Origin of the sequence: Aeromonas sp. Y311-2, from assembly GCF_027706025.1 — a bacterium.
Classification (GTDB): domain Bacteria; phylum Pseudomonadota; class Gammaproteobacteria; order Enterobacterales; family Aeromonadaceae; genus Aeromonas; species Aeromonas veronii.
Window position 1 is genome coordinate 84,218 of sequence record NZ_JAPDCL010000018.1, and the last position, 19,404, is coordinate 103,621.

12 protein-coding genes are annotated in these 19,404 nt (G+C 53.4%); 5 read left to right on the forward strand and 7 right to left on the reverse strand.

What is annotated here, in order from left to right; translation table 11 throughout:
* Window positions 1-459, forward strand: coding sequence for a serine protease chaperone (locus OKC42_RS16340; protein ID WP_064342001.1), 459 nt, complete (start codon window positions 1-3; stop codon window positions 457-459).
* A gap of 69 nt (window positions 460-528) precedes the next feature.
* Here the strand turns inward: OKC42_RS16340 and ppsA are convergent, their stop codons facing one another.
* On the reverse strand, window positions 529-2,901 hold the full coding sequence (ppsA, locus tag OKC42_RS16345) for a phosphoenolpyruvate synthase (protein WP_270803771.1): 2,373 nt from the start codon (window positions 2,899-2,901) through the stop codon (window positions 529-531).
* A gap of 347 nt (window positions 2,902-3,248) precedes the next feature.
* On the opposite strand from ppsA, the gene ppsR reads away from it, so the two are divergent.
* Window positions 3,249-4,061 (forward strand): posphoenolpyruvate synthetase regulatory kinase/phosphorylase PpsR, encoded by an 813-nt coding sequence (gene ppsR, locus OKC42_RS16350; RefSeq protein WP_005344832.1) that lies wholly within the window; start codon window positions 3,249-3,251, stop codon window positions 4,059-4,061.
* Window positions 4,062-4,299: 238 nt separating this feature from the next.
* Here ppsR and OKC42_RS16355 read toward each other — a convergent pair whose 3' ends face one another.
* Window positions 4,300-4,596 carry a hypothetical protein gene (locus tag OKC42_RS16355; protein WP_235664760.1) on the reverse strand — a complete coding sequence of 99 codons (297 nt, stop codon included), beginning with the start codon at window positions 4,594-4,596 and terminating at the stop codon, window positions 4,300-4,302.
* A 386-nt stretch (window positions 4,597-4,982) separates the two neighbouring features.
* Between OKC42_RS16355 and OKC42_RS16360 the strand changes: the two genes are divergently transcribed.
* A complete protein-coding gene (locus tag OKC42_RS16360) occupies window positions 4,983-6,365 on the forward strand; it encodes an amino acid permease (protein WP_270803773.1) in 1,383 nt (460 codons plus the stop codon).
* An 88-nt stretch (window positions 6,366-6,453) separates the two neighbouring features.
* On the opposite strand, the gene OKC42_RS16365 is transcribed toward OKC42_RS16360, so the two are convergent.
* The gene (locus OKC42_RS16365) at window positions 6,454-6,780 is read right to left on the reverse strand and encodes an ArsR/SmtB family transcription factor (protein ID WP_005344826.1); all 327 of its coding nucleotides are present in this window, start codon (window positions 6,778-6,780) and stop codon (window positions 6,454-6,456) included.
* A gap of 106 nt (window positions 6,781-6,886) precedes the next feature.
* Between OKC42_RS16365 and OKC42_RS16370 the strand changes: the two genes are divergently transcribed.
* Together OKC42_RS16370 and OKC42_RS16375 are read left to right on the forward strand one after the other, a co-directional pair.
* Window positions 6,887-7,957, forward strand: a complete 1,071-nt coding sequence (locus OKC42_RS16370; protein WP_013723621.1) for a permease — start codon at window positions 6,887-6,889, stop codon at window positions 7,955-7,957.
* A gap of 325 nt (window positions 7,958-8,282) precedes the next feature.
* Window positions 8,283-9,836, forward strand: coding sequence for a methyl-accepting chemotaxis protein (locus OKC42_RS16375; protein WP_013723620.1), 1,554 nt, complete (start codon window positions 8,283-8,285; stop codon window positions 9,834-9,836).
* A gap of 372 nt (window positions 9,837-10,208) precedes the next feature.
* Here the strand turns inward: OKC42_RS16375 and zorD are convergent, their stop codons facing one another.
* Genes zorD through zorA form a run of 4 tightly spaced genes read right to left on the reverse strand, consistent with a single transcriptional unit; the run spans window position 10,209 to window position 18,686 of the window.
* A complete protein-coding gene (zorD, locus tag OKC42_RS16380) occupies window positions 10,209-13,454 on the reverse strand; it encodes a type I Zorya anti-phage system protein ZorD (RefSeq protein ID WP_270820254.1) in 3,246 nt (1,081 codons plus the stop codon).
* Complete coding sequence (gene zorC, locus OKC42_RS16385; RefSeq protein WP_088869618.1) at window positions 13,451-15,424, reverse strand: type I Zorya anti-phage system protein ZorC; 1,974 nt, start codon at window positions 15,422-15,424, stop codon at window positions 13,451-13,453. Before zorC ends, zorD begins: the two co-directional genes overlap by 4 nt.
* The gene (gene zorB1, locus OKC42_RS16390) at window positions 15,424-16,167 is read right to left on the reverse strand and encodes a type I Zorya anti-phage system protein ZorB1 (RefSeq protein ID WP_024941361.1); all 744 of its coding nucleotides are present in this window, start codon (window positions 16,165-16,167) and stop codon (window positions 15,424-15,426) included. The genes zorC and zorB1 overlap by 1 nt, the downstream gene beginning before the upstream one ends.
* 11 nt (window positions 16,168-16,178) lie before the next feature.
* Complete coding sequence (gene zorA / locus OKC42_RS16395) at window positions 16,179-18,686, reverse strand: anti-phage ZorAB system protein ZorA (protein WP_088869620.1); 2,508 nt, start codon at window positions 18,684-18,686, stop codon at window positions 16,179-16,181.
* Window positions 18,687-19,404: the final 718 nt, after the last annotated feature.

Sequence of the window (19,404 nt, forward strand, 5' to 3'; positions counted from 1 at the left end):
ATGAACAAACCTGTTACCTTGCTTCTGGCAACCCTGCTGGCCCCCCTCTCGGGACAGCTCTGCGCCCAGGAGTCCATCACCATGGATGGCAAGCAGTACAGCACCATAGAGGTGAACGGCCAGACCTACCTCATTCCTGACAATGGCAGCAAGAAGCGGGTCGCCCGCAGCCTTGACAGCAAGGTCCCGCAACAGACCCTGCGCCGCGGTGACGTGTTGATGCAAGGGGCCGCCAGCCCCGAACTCACCGTCAGTGGCACCCTGCTAGTGGAAGCTGACGATGCCAGCGCCAAGGCACTGGCGACTCGCCACGGCTTGAACTTCAAGCAGAGCAGCGGCGGTATCGCCCTGCTGGAGGCCAAATCGGGCACCGATCTCAACGCCATCGCCACCAAGCTCAAGAGCGAAGGGGTTAATGTGCAGATCGAGCTGTCGGGGGCCGAACAGCAGCCGAAATAGGTCGCGACACACAGATAACAAAGGGGGCCATCATGGCCCCCTTTCTGTGCTGCTTATTTTGATAGTGGCTTACTTGGCGCCATGCTGCTCCGCCAAATAGAGCCAGGTATCGACCACGGTATCGGGGTTGAGCGACACCGAGTCAATCCCCTGCTCCACCAGCCAGGCGGCGAAGTCTGGATGATCAGATGGGCCCTGACCGCAGATCCCCACGTACTTACCCGCCTTGCGCGCAGCCTGGATCGCCATCGCCAGCAGCGCCTTGACCGCCTCGTTACGCTCGTCGAACAGATGGGCAATCAGCCCCGAGTCCCGATCCAGCCCAAGAGTGAGCTGGGTCATGTCATTGGAGCCGATGGAGAAGCCATCCACGTGCTCGAGGAACTGGTCCGCCAGAAGGGCATTGCTCGGGATCTCGCACATCATGATCACCTTGAGCCCCCGCTCGCCGCGGCGCAGACCGTTCTCGGCCAGGATGTCGATCACCTGCTCCGCCTCGCCCACGGTGCGCACGAAGGGGATCATCACCTCGACGTTGGTCAACCCCATCACATCGCGCACCCGCTTGATCGCCTCGCACTCGAGGGCAAAGCAGGGGCGGAAGCTGTCGGCGATGTAGCGGGATGCGCCACGAAAACCGATCATCGGGTTCTCCTCGTGGGGCTCGTAGCCACGACCGCCCACCAGATTGGCGTACTCGTTGGACTTGAAGTCTGACATCCGCACGATCACCCGCTCCGGCCAGAAGGCGGCCCCCAGAGTGGCGATCCCCTCGGTCAGCTTGGCCACGTAGAACTCACGCGGGCTGTCGTAACCGGCGATCATCTTGCCGATGGTGGCCTTGAGCTCTGGGGTTTGCTGGTCAAACTCCAGCAGCGCCTTGGGGTGCACGCCGATCATCCGGTTGATGATGAATTCAAGGCGTGCCAGCCCCACCCCGGCATTGGGCAACTGGGCAAAGTCGAAAGCACGATCCGGGTTGCCGACGTTCATCATGATCTTGATGGGCAGGCGCGGCATATTGCCCACCTCGGTCACCGCCACATCAAAGTCCAGCTCGCCGTCATAGATAAAACCGGTATCCCCTTCCGCGCAGGAGACGGTGATCCGCTGGCCCGGCTGAATATGGTCGGTGGCGTTGCCACAGCCCACCACCGCCGGAATGCCCAGCTCGCGAGCGATAATGGCGGCGTGACAGGTGCGGCCACCCCGGTTGGTGACGATGGCGGAGGCCCGCTTCATGATGGGCTCCCAGTCCGGGTCGGTCATGTCGGTGACCAGCACATCGCCGGGTTGCACTTCGTCCATCTGGCTGATGGAGGAGATGACCCGCGCCGGGCCCGCGCCAATCTTGTGACCGATAGCACGCCCCTCGATCAACACCTTGCCCGCTTGCTTGAGGGCAAAACGCTCGAGGGTGTTAGCCTCCTGGCGGCTGCGCACGGTTTCCGGGCGGGCCTGCACGATATAGAGCTGGCCATCCTGACCATCCTTGGCCCACTCGATATCCATCGGGCGGCCATAGTGCTGCTCGATGATGAGGGCCTGTTTCGCCAGCGCCATCACCTCCTCATTTGTGATGCAGAAGCGGCTGCGCTCGGCCTCATTGGTGTCGACAATCTTCACCTGACGGCCGTGACCGGCATCGTCCGAATAGGTCATCTTGATAAGCTTGGAGCCGAGGGTCTTGCGCACCACCGCCGGGCGGCCCCCCTTGAGAGTCGGCTTGTGCACATAGAACTCATCCGGGTTGACCGCCCCCTGCACCACCATCTCGCCCAGACCATGGGCCCCGGTGATAAAGACCACGTCGTTGAAGCCGGACTCGGTATCCAGAGTAAACATGACGCCGGAAGCGGCGAGATCCGAACGCACCATCCGCTGTACCCCGGCCGAGAGGGCAACACCCTTGTGGTCATAGCCCTGATGCACCCGATAGGAGATGGCGCGATCGTTGAACAGGGAAGCAAACACATGCTTGACCGCCGTCATGACGGCATCGATGCCACGTACGTTGAGGAAGGTCTCCTGCTGACCGGCAAAGGAGGCGTCCGGCATATCCTCGGCGGTGGCGGAGGAGCGCACCGCAAACGAGGCCTCGACACCGGCACTCAACTTTTCATAGGCAACCCGGATAGCCTGCTCCAGCTCGGGCTGGAACGGGGCGTCTATCACCCAGTCGCGGATCTGCTGACCGGCCCGGTTGAGGGCGGCGATATCGTCCACGTCGAGATTGTCGAGCAGATGGTGGATCTTGCCGTTGAGGCCGCTTGACTCCAGAAACTCGTTAAACGCAAAGGCGGTGGTAGCAAAGCCCCCCGGCACGGATACGCCGGCGCCAGAGAGGTTGCTGATCATCTCGCCAAGGGATGCGTTCTTGCCGCCAACTCGTTCTACGTCCTGCATTCCGAGTTGTTCGTACCAGAGCACGTACTGTTGCACTTGGATGTCTCCAGGTTGGTGGGCACCGATGCCATAGCACCTCGTGCGCCCGATTTAATCGATGAGGTTATGGGTAAGTCAGGTGCGTTATTGTCTGTTTCTTTTGTTGCCAACGACCATGAAAACGTTTTCTATTGGTTTTCAAAAAAATCCCCGAGCAAGAGTTGGGGATGGTCGAATGACCGGAACATTCTACAATGGCGACACAAAAAGATAACGATTCAGGTTTGCAAGCCACTTCACAACTTGGGCACAGCAGACCGGTTGACAAAACTGGTATGGTTTCGGGAGATACTTCTCACCCCTTACCCCATGCGACCCCACCCGCGGTATCACAGGAGCCCTACGTGCACACCGTATTTTATGTTTCAGACGGCACCGCCATCACCGCCGAAGTGTTCGGCCACGCGGTACTGAGCCAGTTTCCGCTGGCCTTCGAGCAGATCACTATCCCCTTTGTGGAGACACTGGAGAAAGCCCGTCAGGTACGGATGCGGATCGACGAGCAGTTCCGCCAGACCGGGGTACGCCCCATCCTGTTTCACACCATCGTCGACCCGCTGGTACGGGAAGAGGTACTGAAATCGGAAGCGTGCGGCCACGACTTTCTCAATACCTTCGTCAGCCCGCTGGAGCAGGAGCTGGGGGTAAAAGCCGAGCCCCGCCTCCACCGCACCCACGGTATGGAGAATCGCAAGCTCTATGACGATCGCATCGAGGCGGTCAACTTTGCGCTGGCCAACGACGATGGCATCACCACCAAAGAGTACGATGAGGCGGACATCATCCTGATCGGGGTCTCCCGCTGCGGCAAGACCCCCACCAGCCTCTATCTGGCGCTGCAGTTCGGCATTCGCGCCGCCAACTACCCCTTTATCGAGCAGGACATGGGGATGCTGGAGCTGCCCGCCCCCCTCAAGGCCAACCGTCACAAGCTGTTTGGCCTCACCATAGCGCCGCAGCGGCTGCACGAGATCCGCAACCAGCGCCGAGCCAACAGCCGCTACTCCTCCATCGAACAATGCGAGCAGGAGCTGGCCTGCGTGGAGAGGCTGTTTCGCCAGGAGGCGATACGCTTCCTCGATACCAGCTCCCACTCGGTGGAGGAGATCAGCGCCAAGGTCCTCGAGGCAACCGGTCTGCGCCGCCAGCTCTGTTAAGCCAGCTTGACAGCTATCGGCATCAACAAAAGATAAAAATTACAGTGTCGCGGCGAAAGTCAGCTGTGGCGAACTGCAATTTACATAGATGACAGTGAAAAGCGTGGATAAAAAAGGGATAAGCACCACAAATGCTTATCCCTCTTCTTGTCGACCTTGGCGTTGTGCCTTGTCACCTGCTGCCAGTTAGCCGCTATTCGATTCCGTTCTGCTGCGCTCGGCAAACAGCCAGCGTTAACTAACGATTGAGCTCCGGGTTGTTCATCAACCGGGCATAGAAGGCCAGCAAACCGTGGCGCAGGCGAACCCGCTCCGCCAGCCAGCCACCAACGAGCGCCCCCGTTACCCCACCCACCAGCAACAGCGACTGCCAGTAGTGCAGCAACTCCTGGTCACCGAGTAACAGCCAACCCAGCAACATAATCGCGGCCACCAGCAACAACAGTGGACTGGCGGCAATCCCTAACCAGAGCGCCACCAGCACACCCCGGGCAACCCCTTGTTGCAGCACGCTTTCGCGCTCTCTGTACTCCAACTCCCTGCACTCTTCCCTGTACTCTTGCTTGTTTGGCATCATTTGCATCCATTTGTGGCTTGGCACCACAAAAGCACACCAACAAGACAAAATGTCAACAAAACAGAATTCGATTGCGCAAACATCAACCAAAAACTACCAAGAAGCCTCTTCAAATCATGAAAAAGCTACCTTTGGTACAAAATACGGCCATTAGAGATGGAAAACAGGTGCATTCATGGCGGATTATCACTATTCTGCTTCGGTTGCCAGCCAACAGTAAAAATTGAAAATGGCATGACGTAACGAAATAAATACAGCTTTCGTCAGGTTTTGGCTACGCAATGCGGCCTGCTCAGGATGAGCCCAACACCGACCAGAGACAACAGAGACGTAAGGACAGACCCATGGATTTGAAACAAGACGGTGAGGAGCTGAAGCGCGGCCTTAAAAACCGCCACATTCAGTTGATTGCTTTGGGCGGCGCCATCGGCACCGGCCTCTTTCTGGGCATTGCCCAAACCATCAAGATGGCAGGCCCCTCAGTCCTGCTGGGGTATGCCATCGGCGGCTTTATCGCCTTCCTGATCATGCGCCAGCTCGGTGAAATGGTGGTGGAAGAGCCGGTAGCCGGTTCATTCAGCCACTTTGCCTACAAATACTGGGGTGAGTTTGCCGGTTTTGCGTCCGGCTGGAACTACTGGGTGCTCTACGTGCTGGTGAGCATGGCCGAGCTGACCGCGGTGGGCATCTATGTCCAGTACTGGTGGCCCGAGATCCCGACCTGGATGTCGGCCGCCTTCTTCTTCGTGCTGATCAACGCCATCAACCTCTCCAACGTCAAAGCGTTTGGCGAAATGGAGTTCTGGTTCGCCATCATCAAGGTGGTCGCCATCATCGGCATGATTGGCTTTGGCGGCTATCTGCTCATCTCCGGTGCCGGCGGACCCGAGGCAAGCGTCACCAACCTGTGGGCCCAGGGCGGTTTCTTCCCCAACGGCATCAGCGGTCTGGTGATGGCAATGGCGGTGATCATGTTCTCCTTTGGCGGTCTGGAGCTGGTGGGCATTACCGCCGCGGAAGCGGACAACCCCGAGAAGAGCATTCCCAAGGCCACCAATCAGGTGATCTACCGCATCCTCATCTTCTACATCGGTGCTCTGGCTATCCTGATGTCCCTCTACCCCTGGGGTAAAGTGGTGGAAGGCGGCAGCCCGTTCGTGATGATCTTCCATGCACTGGACAGCAATCTGGTCGCCACCGTACTCAACATCGTGGTGCTGACGGCGGCACTGTCGGTCTACAACAGCTGCGTCTACTGCAACAGCCGGATGCTGTTCGGGCTGGCCAAGCAGGGCAACGGCCCGAAAGCCCTGCTCAAGACCAACAAGAGCGGCGTGCCGCTGGTTGCCCTCTCGGTCTCGGCCATCGCCACCCTGCTCTGCGTGCTGATCAACTACCTGATGCCGGGCAAGGCGTTCGGTCTGCTGATGGCGCTGGTGGTCTCCGCACTGGTGATCAACTGGGCGATGATCAGCCTCGCGCACCTCAAGTTCCGCAAGGCCATGGTCGCAGAGGGTGTCCAGCCCAAGTTCAAGGCGTTCTGGTACCCCTTCGGCAACTATCTCTGCCTCGCGTTCATGGCCGGTATTCTGGTGATCATGTATATGACCCCCGATTTCCGCATCTCGGTCGAACTGATCCCCGCCTGGCTGGTGGTACTGGGCATTGGCTTTGTCATCAAGCGCAAAGGACAAGCCCAAAGCAAGGTCGCAGCCAATCTGGGTTAATGCCCGCAGCTGAGAAAAACAATGCAAAACGCCGATCGGATGATCGGCGTTTTTTTATTGCGCGCAGCACTACTAGCAGCCATAGCCCTCAGGAAGGCAGCTCTTGCCTTTGATCTTGCCGATGCTCCGGGCTGTTGACGCAACACTCATCGCGGAAAAAGGCGATGATCTCCTCCAGCACCGCGTATTGAGAGACGCAAAGCAGGGTGCGACTCTCCCGGTTTTGCTTCACCAGCCCCACCGAGACCAGCGCCGCGATATGGTGGCTGAGGGTGGAAGCGGGGATCGCCAGCTGCTTTTGCAGCTCCCCCACCGGCAGTCCCTGCTCTCCCGCCTTGACCAGATGCTTGAAGATAAACAGCCGGGTCGGATGACCCAGCTCTTTCAATGCCTTGGCGACCTCTTCCAGTTGCATCTCTGCGCCCTCCACAAATTTGATATTTCGATAATACCAGAAATATCTTGACCGAACATTCATTTCGATTATTTTGGAAATATAGAAACCAAGTGAGGATACGACAATGAATGAGTGGTTAACCATGCTGACCGATGCAGCCCAGATGTTCCTGTTTCTGGCTGTCGAGCTGTCGGTGCTGTTTCTGGTCATTAGCGCCGGGGTCAGCCTGATCCGTCAGAAGATCCCCGACGAGAAGATCCAGCGGATGCTGGGAGCGAGACATGGCAAGGGCTATCTGCTCTCGGCCCTGCTCGGTGCTGTCACCCCGTTTTGCAGCTGCTCCACCATCCCCATGCTGAGAGGGCTGCTCTCGGCCAAGGCTGGCTTTGGCCCCACCCTCACCTTCCTGTTTATTTCGCCACTGCTGAACCCCATCATCGTCGGCTTGATGTGGGCCACCTTTGGCTGGAAAGTGACCCTGCTCTACGCCGTGATCGCCGCCAGCGTCTCCGTCATGGCGAGCATGTTGCTCGACAGATTGGGATTCGAGCGCCATGTCATCGACCCCAAAGAGGCCACCCCCTCTTGCGGTAGCAACTGTGGCCCGGCGACCCGCGCCACAACTCAAACAAATTGCAGTGACAACCAACGCAGTGCCATTCGCGCAATCAAACCCCTCAACGGGGCAGCATGCTGCCCGGCTCCGCAACCAGAGATGGCAGAACAGGCCACCCTCCCCTGCTGCGGCTATGGCACGGCTGCCCTGACCAGAGCGCCACAGCTCCCCACCGCCTGGGTCAAAGCTCGCATCGATGCCTGGCAGCAGTTCAAAGCGGTATTGCCCTTCCTGCTGCTGGGGGTGCTTATCGGCTCATTTATCTACGGCTTTATTCCGGCCGAGTGGATCGCCGCCCATGCCGGCGCCGACAACCCGCTGGCCATTCCATTCAGCGCTATCGTCGGGATCCCGCTCTACATCCGCGCCGAGGCCGTGATCCCGCTGGCGTCGGTGCTGCTGGGCAAAGGGATGGGGATGGGCGCCGTCATGGCGCTGATCATCGGCAGTGCCGGTGCCAGCCTGACCGAGGTGATCCTGCTCAAATCGATGTTCAGAACCCCGATGATTGCGGCCTTCCTTACCGTGATACTCGGCATGGCGATCCTGATGGGCTACCTGACGCAACTGCTGTTTTAAGTCGCCCATCTTTAAACAGACAGAGTTTTAAGCCAGCCGAGTGTGAAACCATCCGGCACCTCATAGACAAAACGCCGATCAACTGATCGGCGTTTGTCTATTCCGTACGGCAATCAATTTGAGACCGCCAAAGGATGAGGGGTTTGCTGCTCTCCGGGCCATGTGACTTGGCCTGCCACCCCTCGCCAAACCATGGTGTAAAAATGTGAGACCCATCCCGTCCCCACGCAGTAGCACAAGAGTTAATGTGCAACAACACAATAAATGAACATCCTCTGCCATACTCAAACGAAGTATTCCGTTACGCCGAAACCGGAGCCTGATCATGGTAACCAGCTCGCTTCACACCACAGATACCGAGGTTGAATTTGCCGACGATATCCAGTTGGTATCGACGACCGACCTCAAAGGGGACATCACCTACGCCAATCCGGCGTTTTGTCAGGTGGCAGGCTATCGCTTGGAAGAGATGTTGGGGCAGCATCACAATCTGGTGCGCCACCCCGACATGCCCAAGGCAGCGTTTGCCGATCTCTGGGCCCACCTGCAGGCAGGCAAACCATGGCGAGGCATGGTAAAAAATCGCTGCAAAGATGGTCGCTATTATTGGGTTGATGCCTATGTCACCCCGATCTATGAAGATGGCAAGATGGTCGGTTACCAATCCGTCCGCTGCCGTCCCGCCGCAGAGCACAAAGCGCGTGCCAGCAAGATGTACAAAACCCTTAAAGCCCGTGAAACCGGCTCTGCCATTCACATGGGCCTGCGTCAACTCACACCGGCCATGATGACCATACCTCTGCTGCTCGTCAGCGTGATCAGCGCGCTCTGGCTGCTCTCACCGCTGCAGGCGCTCTGGGTCATCATTCCTCTCTTGGCAGCCATCTGGTTCAATCGCCACCCTCTCTTCCTCACACCGCGATTCTTGCAGCAGCTCGAGCAGGATTACGACAGCATCAGCCGCCTTATCTTCTCGGGGGATGCCCCCCACAGCATTGCCGATTTCCATATCAAGCTCGGGCAAGCGAAGATCCGTACCGTACTCGGCAGGGTGGATGACACCACCGCGTCGCTCAATGCCATGGCCAATGACCTGCGCGGCTCCGCCTCGCTGGCCAGCCAGGATATCTCTTCGCAAGACACGCAGATCCAGCAGATTGCCACCGCCGTCACCCAGATGGCTTCGGCCGCCGAGGAGATCAACCGCAATATTCAAGACAGCAACAGCCAGATTGAAGAAGCCCGTAGCCACTGCATCACCACCAGCACCCAGCTTTCGGAAGCAGGAGAAGAGATGTCGGCGCTTGCTACTCAAGCGGAGCAAGCCTTTCAGTCAGCCGTCGAACTGGCGAGCGAATCCGAGCGGATCGGCACCATCATGAGCGAAATTCGCGGCATTGCAGATCAAACCAACCTGCTGGCGCTTAATGCCTCCATCGAAGCCGCACGGGCAGGCGATCAGGGGCGCGGCTTTGCAGTGGTGGCGGACGAGGTTCGCAGCCTGTCGACCAGAACCCACAAGGCGACAGAGCAGATCCAGAACAGCATTGGCCATATCCAGCAAACCCTGGGGGGATGGAAAGAGATGATGCATCTCAATGTGACCAGAACCAACGCCTGCCTCGCCACCACCCGGGCAAGTACCGGCAACCTGAATCAGGTTGTGATCGAGATAGACAAGGTCTCTGATTTTTCAAACCAGATCACCGCCGCTGCCACCGAGCAACAAGCGGTCATCGAGGAGATCAGTCGTAATATCAACCAGATATCCTCGCTCTCTCACGATAACAGTCTCAAAATCGATCAGGTGAGTGAAACCAGTGCCAACTTGCAGAGCAAAGCGAGCCAACTCAAGGACTTAAGCCGGACATTCGGATAGCAACATGCAGATAAAGTCCATGTAAACGAAGGGCCACCCGTCTGGGTGGCCCTGTTGTTTATAAGGCTTAACTGTTGCACCTAAACTGATCATGACCATTTAAGTTGGAAACTAGCTGATCAATCGATTCAGTAACTTAGCGAGCCCACAAGTGACATTTAAGTTGGAAACTCAATAGCAATCCTCCGCCAGCTCAACCAACAAGCAGGACATTGAAGTTGGAAACCAAGTTCTGTTTGCCGTGACAGTGACTATGTAACTAAATTACAAAACAGCTAATTACCTCTTATGAGGATTAGTGAGCAGACGCTTGTCATTTGTGCGCGTTAGCAGAAAGGCTACATGCTAGTGTTGAAAAGTGTGGCAATGACATCATTTGTTAAGCACACCATCAAAATCCGATAGTTGTAAATCCTTTTTCCCCTGCAACATATCACTCGCTAACAATCTCCGCTGATCCAGCAAATCATCGAGCGTTGCCTCAAAGGTCTGAATTTCAGCATCACGTATGGTTGGATAATAGACAAATACATCCTTGGTCTGGCCGATACGGTATGCTCTATCGGTCGCCTGATCTTCTTTGGCCGGATTCCAGCATCGGGTGAAATGGATCACATGGTTTGCTCCCTGCACATTGACACCAAACCCCACCGCCACGGTGGAAAGAATAATTACATTGAAACCGGTCACAGCCTGGAAACGATCAATCAGACGTTGGCGACTATTCAGGCTATCGCTACTTGTACTGGTGTCCCCATTAATGATTGTTGGGGATATATCGAAACGGACCTTAACCGCGTGCAGTACTTCACGCTGAACATCCCGTAGTTCGGTGAAGATGATAACCTTATCCCCGCTGCGACGGATGTTATCCAGTTGTTCTAAAAGCCACCTCATCTTAGGGGAATGTTCGCGTAACCAAAGATCAGGCTCCACACAATAGGGGTGAGCACAGACCAGCTTGAGTTTATGCAACACAGGAAGGATGAAACTCTCTTTACTCCCTGCGGCCTCCTGCACCAATTGTCGCTGTCGATATTCACCAATCTGCTGGTTATAGAGGGAACGCTGCCGACTAACCATGGTCAGATTGCGGCAAGTGCGATCTTCTATCTTGGAAGGCAAATCCTTAGCCACGTCCTGCTTGGTTCGCCGTAAGGTTTGAGGTTCAATCAAGGAGCGTAATCGAGCCAGAGCAGCTAGATCCTTGCACTCTCCCTCTTCAATTGGTTTTTGGTATTCACGACCAAATTGGTTCAAGGCCCCGAGCAAACCAGGCTGGACAAAATCAAACAGGCTCCAAAGATCGATCAGGGTGTTTTCTACTGGAGTCCCAGTACAAGCGATACGAAACCTAGACTTCATGGCTTTTATAGCCCTAGTCACCATAGCTGCCGGATTTTTGATTTTTTGGGCTTCATCACAGATCACCATGGCCCATGACTGACGACCCAAGGAGATCTCTTGGGAACGCATCGTCTCGTATGTTGTTAACACGATACGAGCCTCCTTCAACCAACCGGGACGCAGCAAATTTGTTACACCCTGCTGACGCAATGATTCTGGGATTTCATAGCTACGAAACTTTGCCTCTGATAGAGCGTCACCGTAGAGTCGCATGACGACAATGTCATCGGCATAGAAGAACTTTCGCAATTCTGCTTCCCAGTTATCCAATAACGAAACCGGGGCAACGATAAGAACAGGATCGCCACTAGGTTGACGTTCCAGATAATCAACCACAAAGGTCAGCAATTGGATCGTTTTACCTAAGCCCATGTCATCGGCTAAGAGGCAACCAGATACATGTTCTGGCGACAGTTCGAACAGATGCTGTAACCATGCCACACCGTGCAATTGGTGCTCACGCAGCGAAATTTCTGGCTTAAGTCTCTCCGGTAAGGAAGGGGAAGAAAGATGCGCCTGTTCAATCGCATCTTGTCGCCACTTGGCATAACCCACCTCATCGATGTTTTCTTCCATCAACAAGCCAATGCCATTTTTCCTCATGGATTCTTGAACTGTTGTATCTTCGCTTTGAAGGCGCTTTTGCCATTCCTTTTGTAACTGCTCAGCCAAGCGCAACGGGACTGGTTGCTCAGAACCGGGCAAACAAAGATGTCCAATGTCGTTTGCAAGCGCAGCATCAATCCTCTTTGACAACTCATCTAGCAGAGCTGAATCATCAAAATTGATCTGTGCGATAGCATCTCCCAAGGATTCCTCTATTTCATGCGACTCGCTCGCGCTCGATAGCCAATCCTGCCCCGTGGTTCTAGCCAGAAAGGGCGATGAAACAGGAACGACTTCTCCCAGACCGATGATGCGATCCCCATAGCGAGAAAGCTCAAACAAAGAATCGAACAACTCTCCGGCCACCTCTCTTTGCCAGCGATCTAGCAACTTTTCGATGTCGAACAACTGCTGTTCGTCAAAGTCGCCGAGCTCAAGCTCAAAACCCTGCCAGAAACCTGCACTCATACCAGCAGCCATCTTAAGGCGAAGCTCTTGTACAAAAGGAGCAAATACTCCTGGTGAATTGAAACAAAGGGTTACATCTGGGAGTGGCTTTCGGCTTATTGGGGAAAGGTGCAGCAATACGATGGTGATTTTCCCACTCTCGACCTCGAATTGCGGCTCCAGACGAAAGTGATGAAAATAAATCCCCGCATCGACAAGCGATTGCTCGTGCTGATCTGGATCGAGTACTACGCTGGTCTTTTCTCCCAGCAGGGCATAGGGGTTACGTAACAAAGACAAAGCCGAATCCCCAGCAACTCTTCTGCCTGGGATCGCCTTGATGGCTTCGAGCACATGTTTAATTTCAGGATCTATCACCACATGAGCAATAGTGCCATCTGACTGCGTTATACGGTATCTATCCTGCACCCGTTGCGTGGCATCAAATGAGGAAAGGAACCCTGCCGGTTGTTCAGGAAAATCAACGCTAACCTCAATGACGGGACAGGAATCGATCTCAGCCTTCCGTGGTCGCAAGGCCAGTCGCTGAGGCTTGACAACCACGGTCTTGGCAAGAAAACCATCCATGTCAGCATTAGCTGCCTTAGCTGCACTGCGAATAACGGCCCATCCCTCATAGTTGGTCGCCTCACCTGGTTGCTCCTTCTGACAACGAACAAGATCACGCAACGCTTCACAGAGCTGCCAGCTAGCCTCGCTCAGCAAACCCTGTCCTTTTGCCGTTGTTACTAACGCCCCTTGGCGTTTTAACTCAACATGTTCTCCTGTTGCGCCGTCACACCAGTGAGTAATCGCAACGGTAAAATGAGCATCAAGCAGGCTACCAGTACATTCCAATTTGGGGCGTACATCAGCAAAGTGAGGCAAAGATAACAACGCCAGACTGCTTTCATGCTCGGGATCCGCTAGTAATCGATACAAGTTACGCCAAGTTAGGAGCCAGCGGTCGCTAAGCTCTGCGGCGTAATCCTCCTCAGCAAGCTGTTCCAAATAGGCAACCAAGGCCCATCGCGCAGGTTCGTCCTGTATACTTTCGGCAAACACGAGCCCTCTTTGATCCGCCTGCCAACATGGGCTGAGATCAACCGGGTCATGCTTATTTTTCCCAAATTTGCTAAACCAACGTCCAAGCATCATTTTTTCCAAAACATAAACGGGCTACCATTTTTGACCACAAATCCATTGCGTCTAAGAAGCAAAATGTCATCTGTATTGCGCTGCTTGATCTCTATATGGAAAGCTCCCCCCTTAGCGCGATGATCCGTATAGTGCCGCAGGTTTCCGCCTAACTGTTCTAGCAGTAGAGAGAAATCATCTTTTATCGACACTGCCGCTTGGGGAGTACTAGTGCTTTCATTGTCCTGAATAACTGTACTGAACATGAGAGGTTTGTTTTTGTCCGCGATGAAGTTACAGCTTTTTAATAACCATTCATGCCGTTCATGCCGTTCCCTGAGCTCTATATGGAAAGTCCCATACTTGTTGCTGTTATCCACATAGCGCAGCAAGTTATCGCCTAACTGCTCAAGCAACAGGGTAAAATCCCTTTTCCCTTTACTGTCTGAATACACTGAGTTACTGGCTGCCGTCTGCCGTTCAGGTACATTGTAAGATTGGCGCTTAGGTTCTGCTTTGGCTGAGGATGCTTGATTGGATTGGACTGCTGGCTTGACAGATTGACTCCATGACTGATGGGCACCCTGTGGTGTAGGAATAATACCCAGCCGTCGCAATTCATAGTCATAAGTGGTCTGCCACCCCTCCATCGCATCAGGTCTAGATGGCCTAGGAGCATGACGCCAACGAGTACTTCCTCGTTTCAAAACACCATTAAGCTCTAATGTATGTGCATCTGGATTGAACCCACAGGAATCAGCATGATAGACATAACAGGCATTTCCTGTACGTGAAAACTCAACAAAAAGGTATCTGCCAATCTGCATAATTACAGCATTATCGGCTGACGTTCCTCCGGATAAATGCCCTAGGCGCCCCTTATTCTGATCACGAAAACGGGCAAACTCTACATCCCTGTTTAATTGTGCATCACGTCCCATCACAATTCGGGTGTAGCTCATTTGATCAGCAAAACGCAGCCAATAGAAGAGGCGAGCCTGATCAACCTCACCTTCGCCTTTAAGTAAACTAAAGAAATGTTGTAAATCCTGTTTGGCAAGCCAAGCACCCACCATGTCGCACACTGGTTTGCCTACATGGTGGCGCCAACGATTCTGCTCTGACTTCAACTGGGGATTTCCCCAGATCTCCAGACCAGCTTGCATCAAATGGGGTTGTGGCTGAGCATGACAGTGACAATCACGATACCGAGTAAGACAAGCGGCTAAGATCTCGTCAGCATGTCGTCTATTGTTTACCCCCATCAGCGTCAGCAACTCCGGTAACCGGGCTAAAAATCTCGTCTCATCAAGTTCGGTAATTTTCTTCTGCACGACCGCGATAACTTGATGCCAGAGCCAACTTTCTGCCGGGATCTGGGCAAGAGTCTGAAGCTGAGTAAGGTCTGTTACAGTCCCCTCAAATATCTGCTGCCCTAACTGCAAGCCAGCCTCACTCTGAAAAAGATCTTGGTGCTCATCAACTATCCGCATCCAAGCTTTCAGCTTCGCCGGATTCCGTAAAACTCGGTAACCATCCCGGATATAGGTGCGCAACTGTTGCCAGTTTTGACTCTTTTCTGGATCGATTGCCTGATAGCCAAAATAGCTAAAACAAAGTGCCAACCAATCTCGACGAGCTAACCCACTGTTATCGATGTGAGCACGAACATGCCTACCCACTCGTGGAAAGACTCTTTCATCATCTAGTAGTTGTTTACCTGCCTCAACAGAGTCAACAAGTCCTGCATATACCAGCCGCCACTGTCGTCGAGTGAGTGGTTCATTGCGCAGGAAAGCCGCCAAAGCGGCATGACGCTTCTCCTTCGGTGGTTCTGGTGCAGCATCCGCTTGGTCAAAGCTTGCCTCAACCTCAGCACTAGCTTGCTTCAAAGCAGCAAAAGAATGTAGAGGTCGCTCCAGATAGTGTTCCTTGACCCGTTCTACACTGGACTCCAAGGTCGCGGTAAAACGGGAAATTGCATCCACCATCAACGCATCTCCAATTGACAGCGTTCAGCAGTCATCAAACCAGAAAAATGAGGTGCGCTCTCCACTGCCTGCTGCTTGTCTTCCTTGAGTCCATAAAATTGCATGCGCAACTCTACTCGACGACTTGCCTCTTTGCTGTCCTTTGCATTGTTAAAAGAAACGCCTCCAGCTAAAAACAAGCTGCGGATCTGCTGTTGGTGCTCGGCTGATAGGGACTGCTGCAACTGGCTCCGCCCATCAAGCAGAGAACACATTACCCACTCGGAACGCTGTAGGGACAGATGGAGGTTATAGAGGTAAGAACCATCCGTATCAGTAAAACCTTCGACCACCACTTGCTTCATCCAACGTTGCCCTTCCGGGCTATCGGCAACATCCAAGATCAATGGCACCACATCCTGCAATGCCTGCTGACCCTGTGGGTCGAGAAAATATTGGTTGTGGCCAAAGCGACCAGCCTCCCCAAAGCTAATTCGGTTGTCGCGACAGTCTACCTTGATGATATTGCTCTTCTTTCGCGCCTGAATCTCCAGGCTTTGACAGATACGGGTAATATCCTGTCCTCTTTGCTTTTCCCCAGCCTCTACTTCCCGAATTCGCTGGGTCACAGATGCAAGTGAGGCAACCATAACCACTAGGAACAACACCATCATGGCGGTCATCAGATCGGCATAAGATATCCAAAATGGCTTTTCCGCCTCATCATAGCGACGTGAGGTTGAGGCCCCTTTCATCCCGAACATAAGTTAGCCCCTTAGCGTCGTACCTTGACCGACTCAAACAACTCGGAAAGATCCTCAATCCCTTCCTTCATTTCATCAATACCACCAGCAAGGCCTTTCACTGCCTTATCCAACTCGCTATCCAAACTCCCCATGGTCTTAACCAGATTTCGATTCAGCCCATCAGCAAACTCGTTGAACCCCTTTGCCATCGCGTTGCCGATCTGGTCGAGGTATTCTGTAGCCTCACGGTTCAGATCACGCATTCGCTCACCGTGTTGTTTAAGATCGCTAATAAGTTGCACTCGCTGGCTCTGTTCGCTCTGCGCTCCAGCGACAACAGACTCGATAGTACCCAGAATTTTGACGGCAGACTCTCGATGAGCGCGGTATTCTGCGATGATAGTTGTGAGCTCACGAGAAGCGCCTGCCAGGTCTCCACCAACTTGCTGTACCGACTCCATCACTTTGGCAGTAGTTTCACCAACCTGAGCCACACTATTGCCTGCCGTGTCGAACCGATCCGCAGCGAGGCGCATTTTGTCCGCCCCTTGTGCCATCTGCTGCAAGTGCTCCCTTGTTTGCTGACCAAGAACTTCAATAACTTGCTGCGCTTCTTCGCGCTGCTGTTCTACCAGCGCCATCAAACCTCGAATCTGTTGTTGCAGACCATCAACAATGTTCTCAGTCATAGTACGAACGTTAGTTAATGCTTGGCTATGCGCTGTATCCATGCCCTCTCGATTGGTCGCAAACGTCTCGAACATTTGCTCAAGCTTGGAGCCCAAATGAGTTAGTGAGCTCGACATGCTCGCCATAACCTCTTCTTGCCCCTGACCTACTCGGTGCTGAATCTGAGCAATAAAATGATCCAGATTCTCAACCATTGCTTGTTGCTGGCTATCGCTAGCCCGCTGTGCCACTTCTCTCTGCTGCTCGACCAATTGCAGCGTCTCTTTAAGCTGCTTATCCAACCCACCAATAACAGTCTCCGTTGTGTTCCTGATATCGGCCTGTGCCTGACGATGAGCAGCATCCATTCCCTCTTGGTTAGAGGAAAAGGTCTGGAACATCTGGTTGAGTTGGGAGCTCAAGAGAGTCAAGTTGGTGGACATGTTGCTCATGATCTCTTCCTGTCCCTGACCAACACTTTGCTGGACCTGCTCTATAAAGCTGGTCAGACTTTCGGCCATCTGTTGCTGACGAACCTCACTCTCAGCAAACAATTTCTCAAGTTGGTGAGCTATACGCTCACTGGCATCTTCGCCCGAACTTCCCATTCGTTCTACCGTAGTCTGCATCTGTGACAGCATTTCATTCATGCCCGTCTGCATACTTGCTTGGCCAGCCTGCATATCAGCAAGAAGTTGCGCGATCATGGAGGAACTTTGCTGAGAAGAGGATTCTCCAGCTCGTCGCATATCGTCAACCAATGCCATAAAGCCTTGCTGCATGGACTGCATTGCTGTTACGGACTGACCGAGCATCTCATGCAAACCGCTGAACTGTTGACCGAAAGATGCATCTAGTTTGCTCATGAAAGCACTCAGTACATCAGTCAATAGATGCTGTACCTGGCCCGACTGATCGCCACTTGCCTGCTTCACAGATCCAGCAATTTTTTCCAACGGGTCTTTAAGACTATCTTCGATAGAACGCCCAATTTGGTTAGCTAAAGACGCACCGACTTCTTGATAAGAGGTTGAGAGAGTGTTGGCTAATTTGAAGTTTTCCTGTACCTGGGTATCAACCAGGTTTTGCAACATGGTGCGTAGGTCATTCACCAAGCTGTCTTTCAGTTGCCGGGCATTCACTGCACTTTCATTGCTGGCCTTAACCAGGTCGGCTAAATATTCCTCACCCACCCCCCCCTTGAAGAGTTCATCAATGGACTCGGTCAGCTTTTCCAGCAATACAAGGCAACGTCCCCATCGAGCCTTCTCAAACCCAGTAACTAAAATAGAGGCCAAAATTGCAAATGAAGACCCAACAAAAGCGTAAAGTACATCACTGAGCAGGCGAGAAACACTTTCGGTCACTTTCGCGGGATCTGATACATCAAAATGCGACAATCCCAACATCAGTCCTAAAAAGGTGCCGACAATACCGATACCAGTAAGTACGCCTGGTAGATGCTTGAAAACCTCAGTGCGAAGCGGCATTTCCACCATACTTGGCACTGAGAAGAAGGTCGCTGACAGGGTTGTCGCGCGAACAGCTATCAAGCGACTCTCTCCCTCGGCCAGTTCACTCTGCTTATGCAAAGTGTCTTCATATTCTTTCCACGCATGCTTCATAGCTATAAATTTTGGCGATGCAAACATTGCTGTTGCCTGCTCCAACTTCTCAAAAGCAGGCAGGTCACGCAGTGGTTCTAATCCTTTGCTTGCCTGCTTCAGATTGTTCGCCACAAACAGAGATGGCCAAAGATAGAACAAGCCAAAAAGCACTAACAGCAGCCCGACCAGGCAGACCACGAAAGTAGGGGCAGAAGTCGGCTCAAGAAGCTTGAGCCAATCGAACAACAAGGTGAAATTCATGCATCACTCCCGATTTTGAAGTGATGCAGTATACCAATTCCAATGAACACTTTTTTAATCGAAATCATGCAATTGGGTCCAGTGAAGAAGGCTCGATAGCTATCCCCCGAAAAAACTTATTCAAAGTGACCCCATTATGTTTAATTACCGGCCTCGTTTCGCAAATCGACCACACTTTTCATGCAATTTAGGCCTGAAGCCAAACCTTTGATTCTCACGAGAGGCCATGGCAGCTCTGGAGGATTGAATATTTGTAGAGCCGCGAATAGGTTGATTAATAGTAGCCAGGCAGGGAACAGAGTGAGCGAACGATAATTGTCATATGGAGACCATCAACCAATCGGTGCGCGCTTGTGTTGAGCGATGACGAATCTAATTGGAATGAATGCACTTAACGCATTGATTAAATTGAATTAAATTATAATGTCGATTTTTTAGCCAACGACTTGCGAAATGCCCCAAACTAGATGATGACCCAATGAACTCCTGAGTGATGATTCGCATTGGGCTGCCATCAACAACCCCCAGACGGAGGCGCAGACTAATCATGACTCATGTAGAGCAATCTCCCCCAACCAGCAATCTATCTGTTCTGGAGTCGCTCGGTCTACCACGTAACTGGCTAGCCGCCCATCAGCACACTTAACCATCCCCTCATATGAGCGAGGCGTGGCGCGGCTTCTGAGGTATGATCGCCATCCTTGACCAGCTAATACCC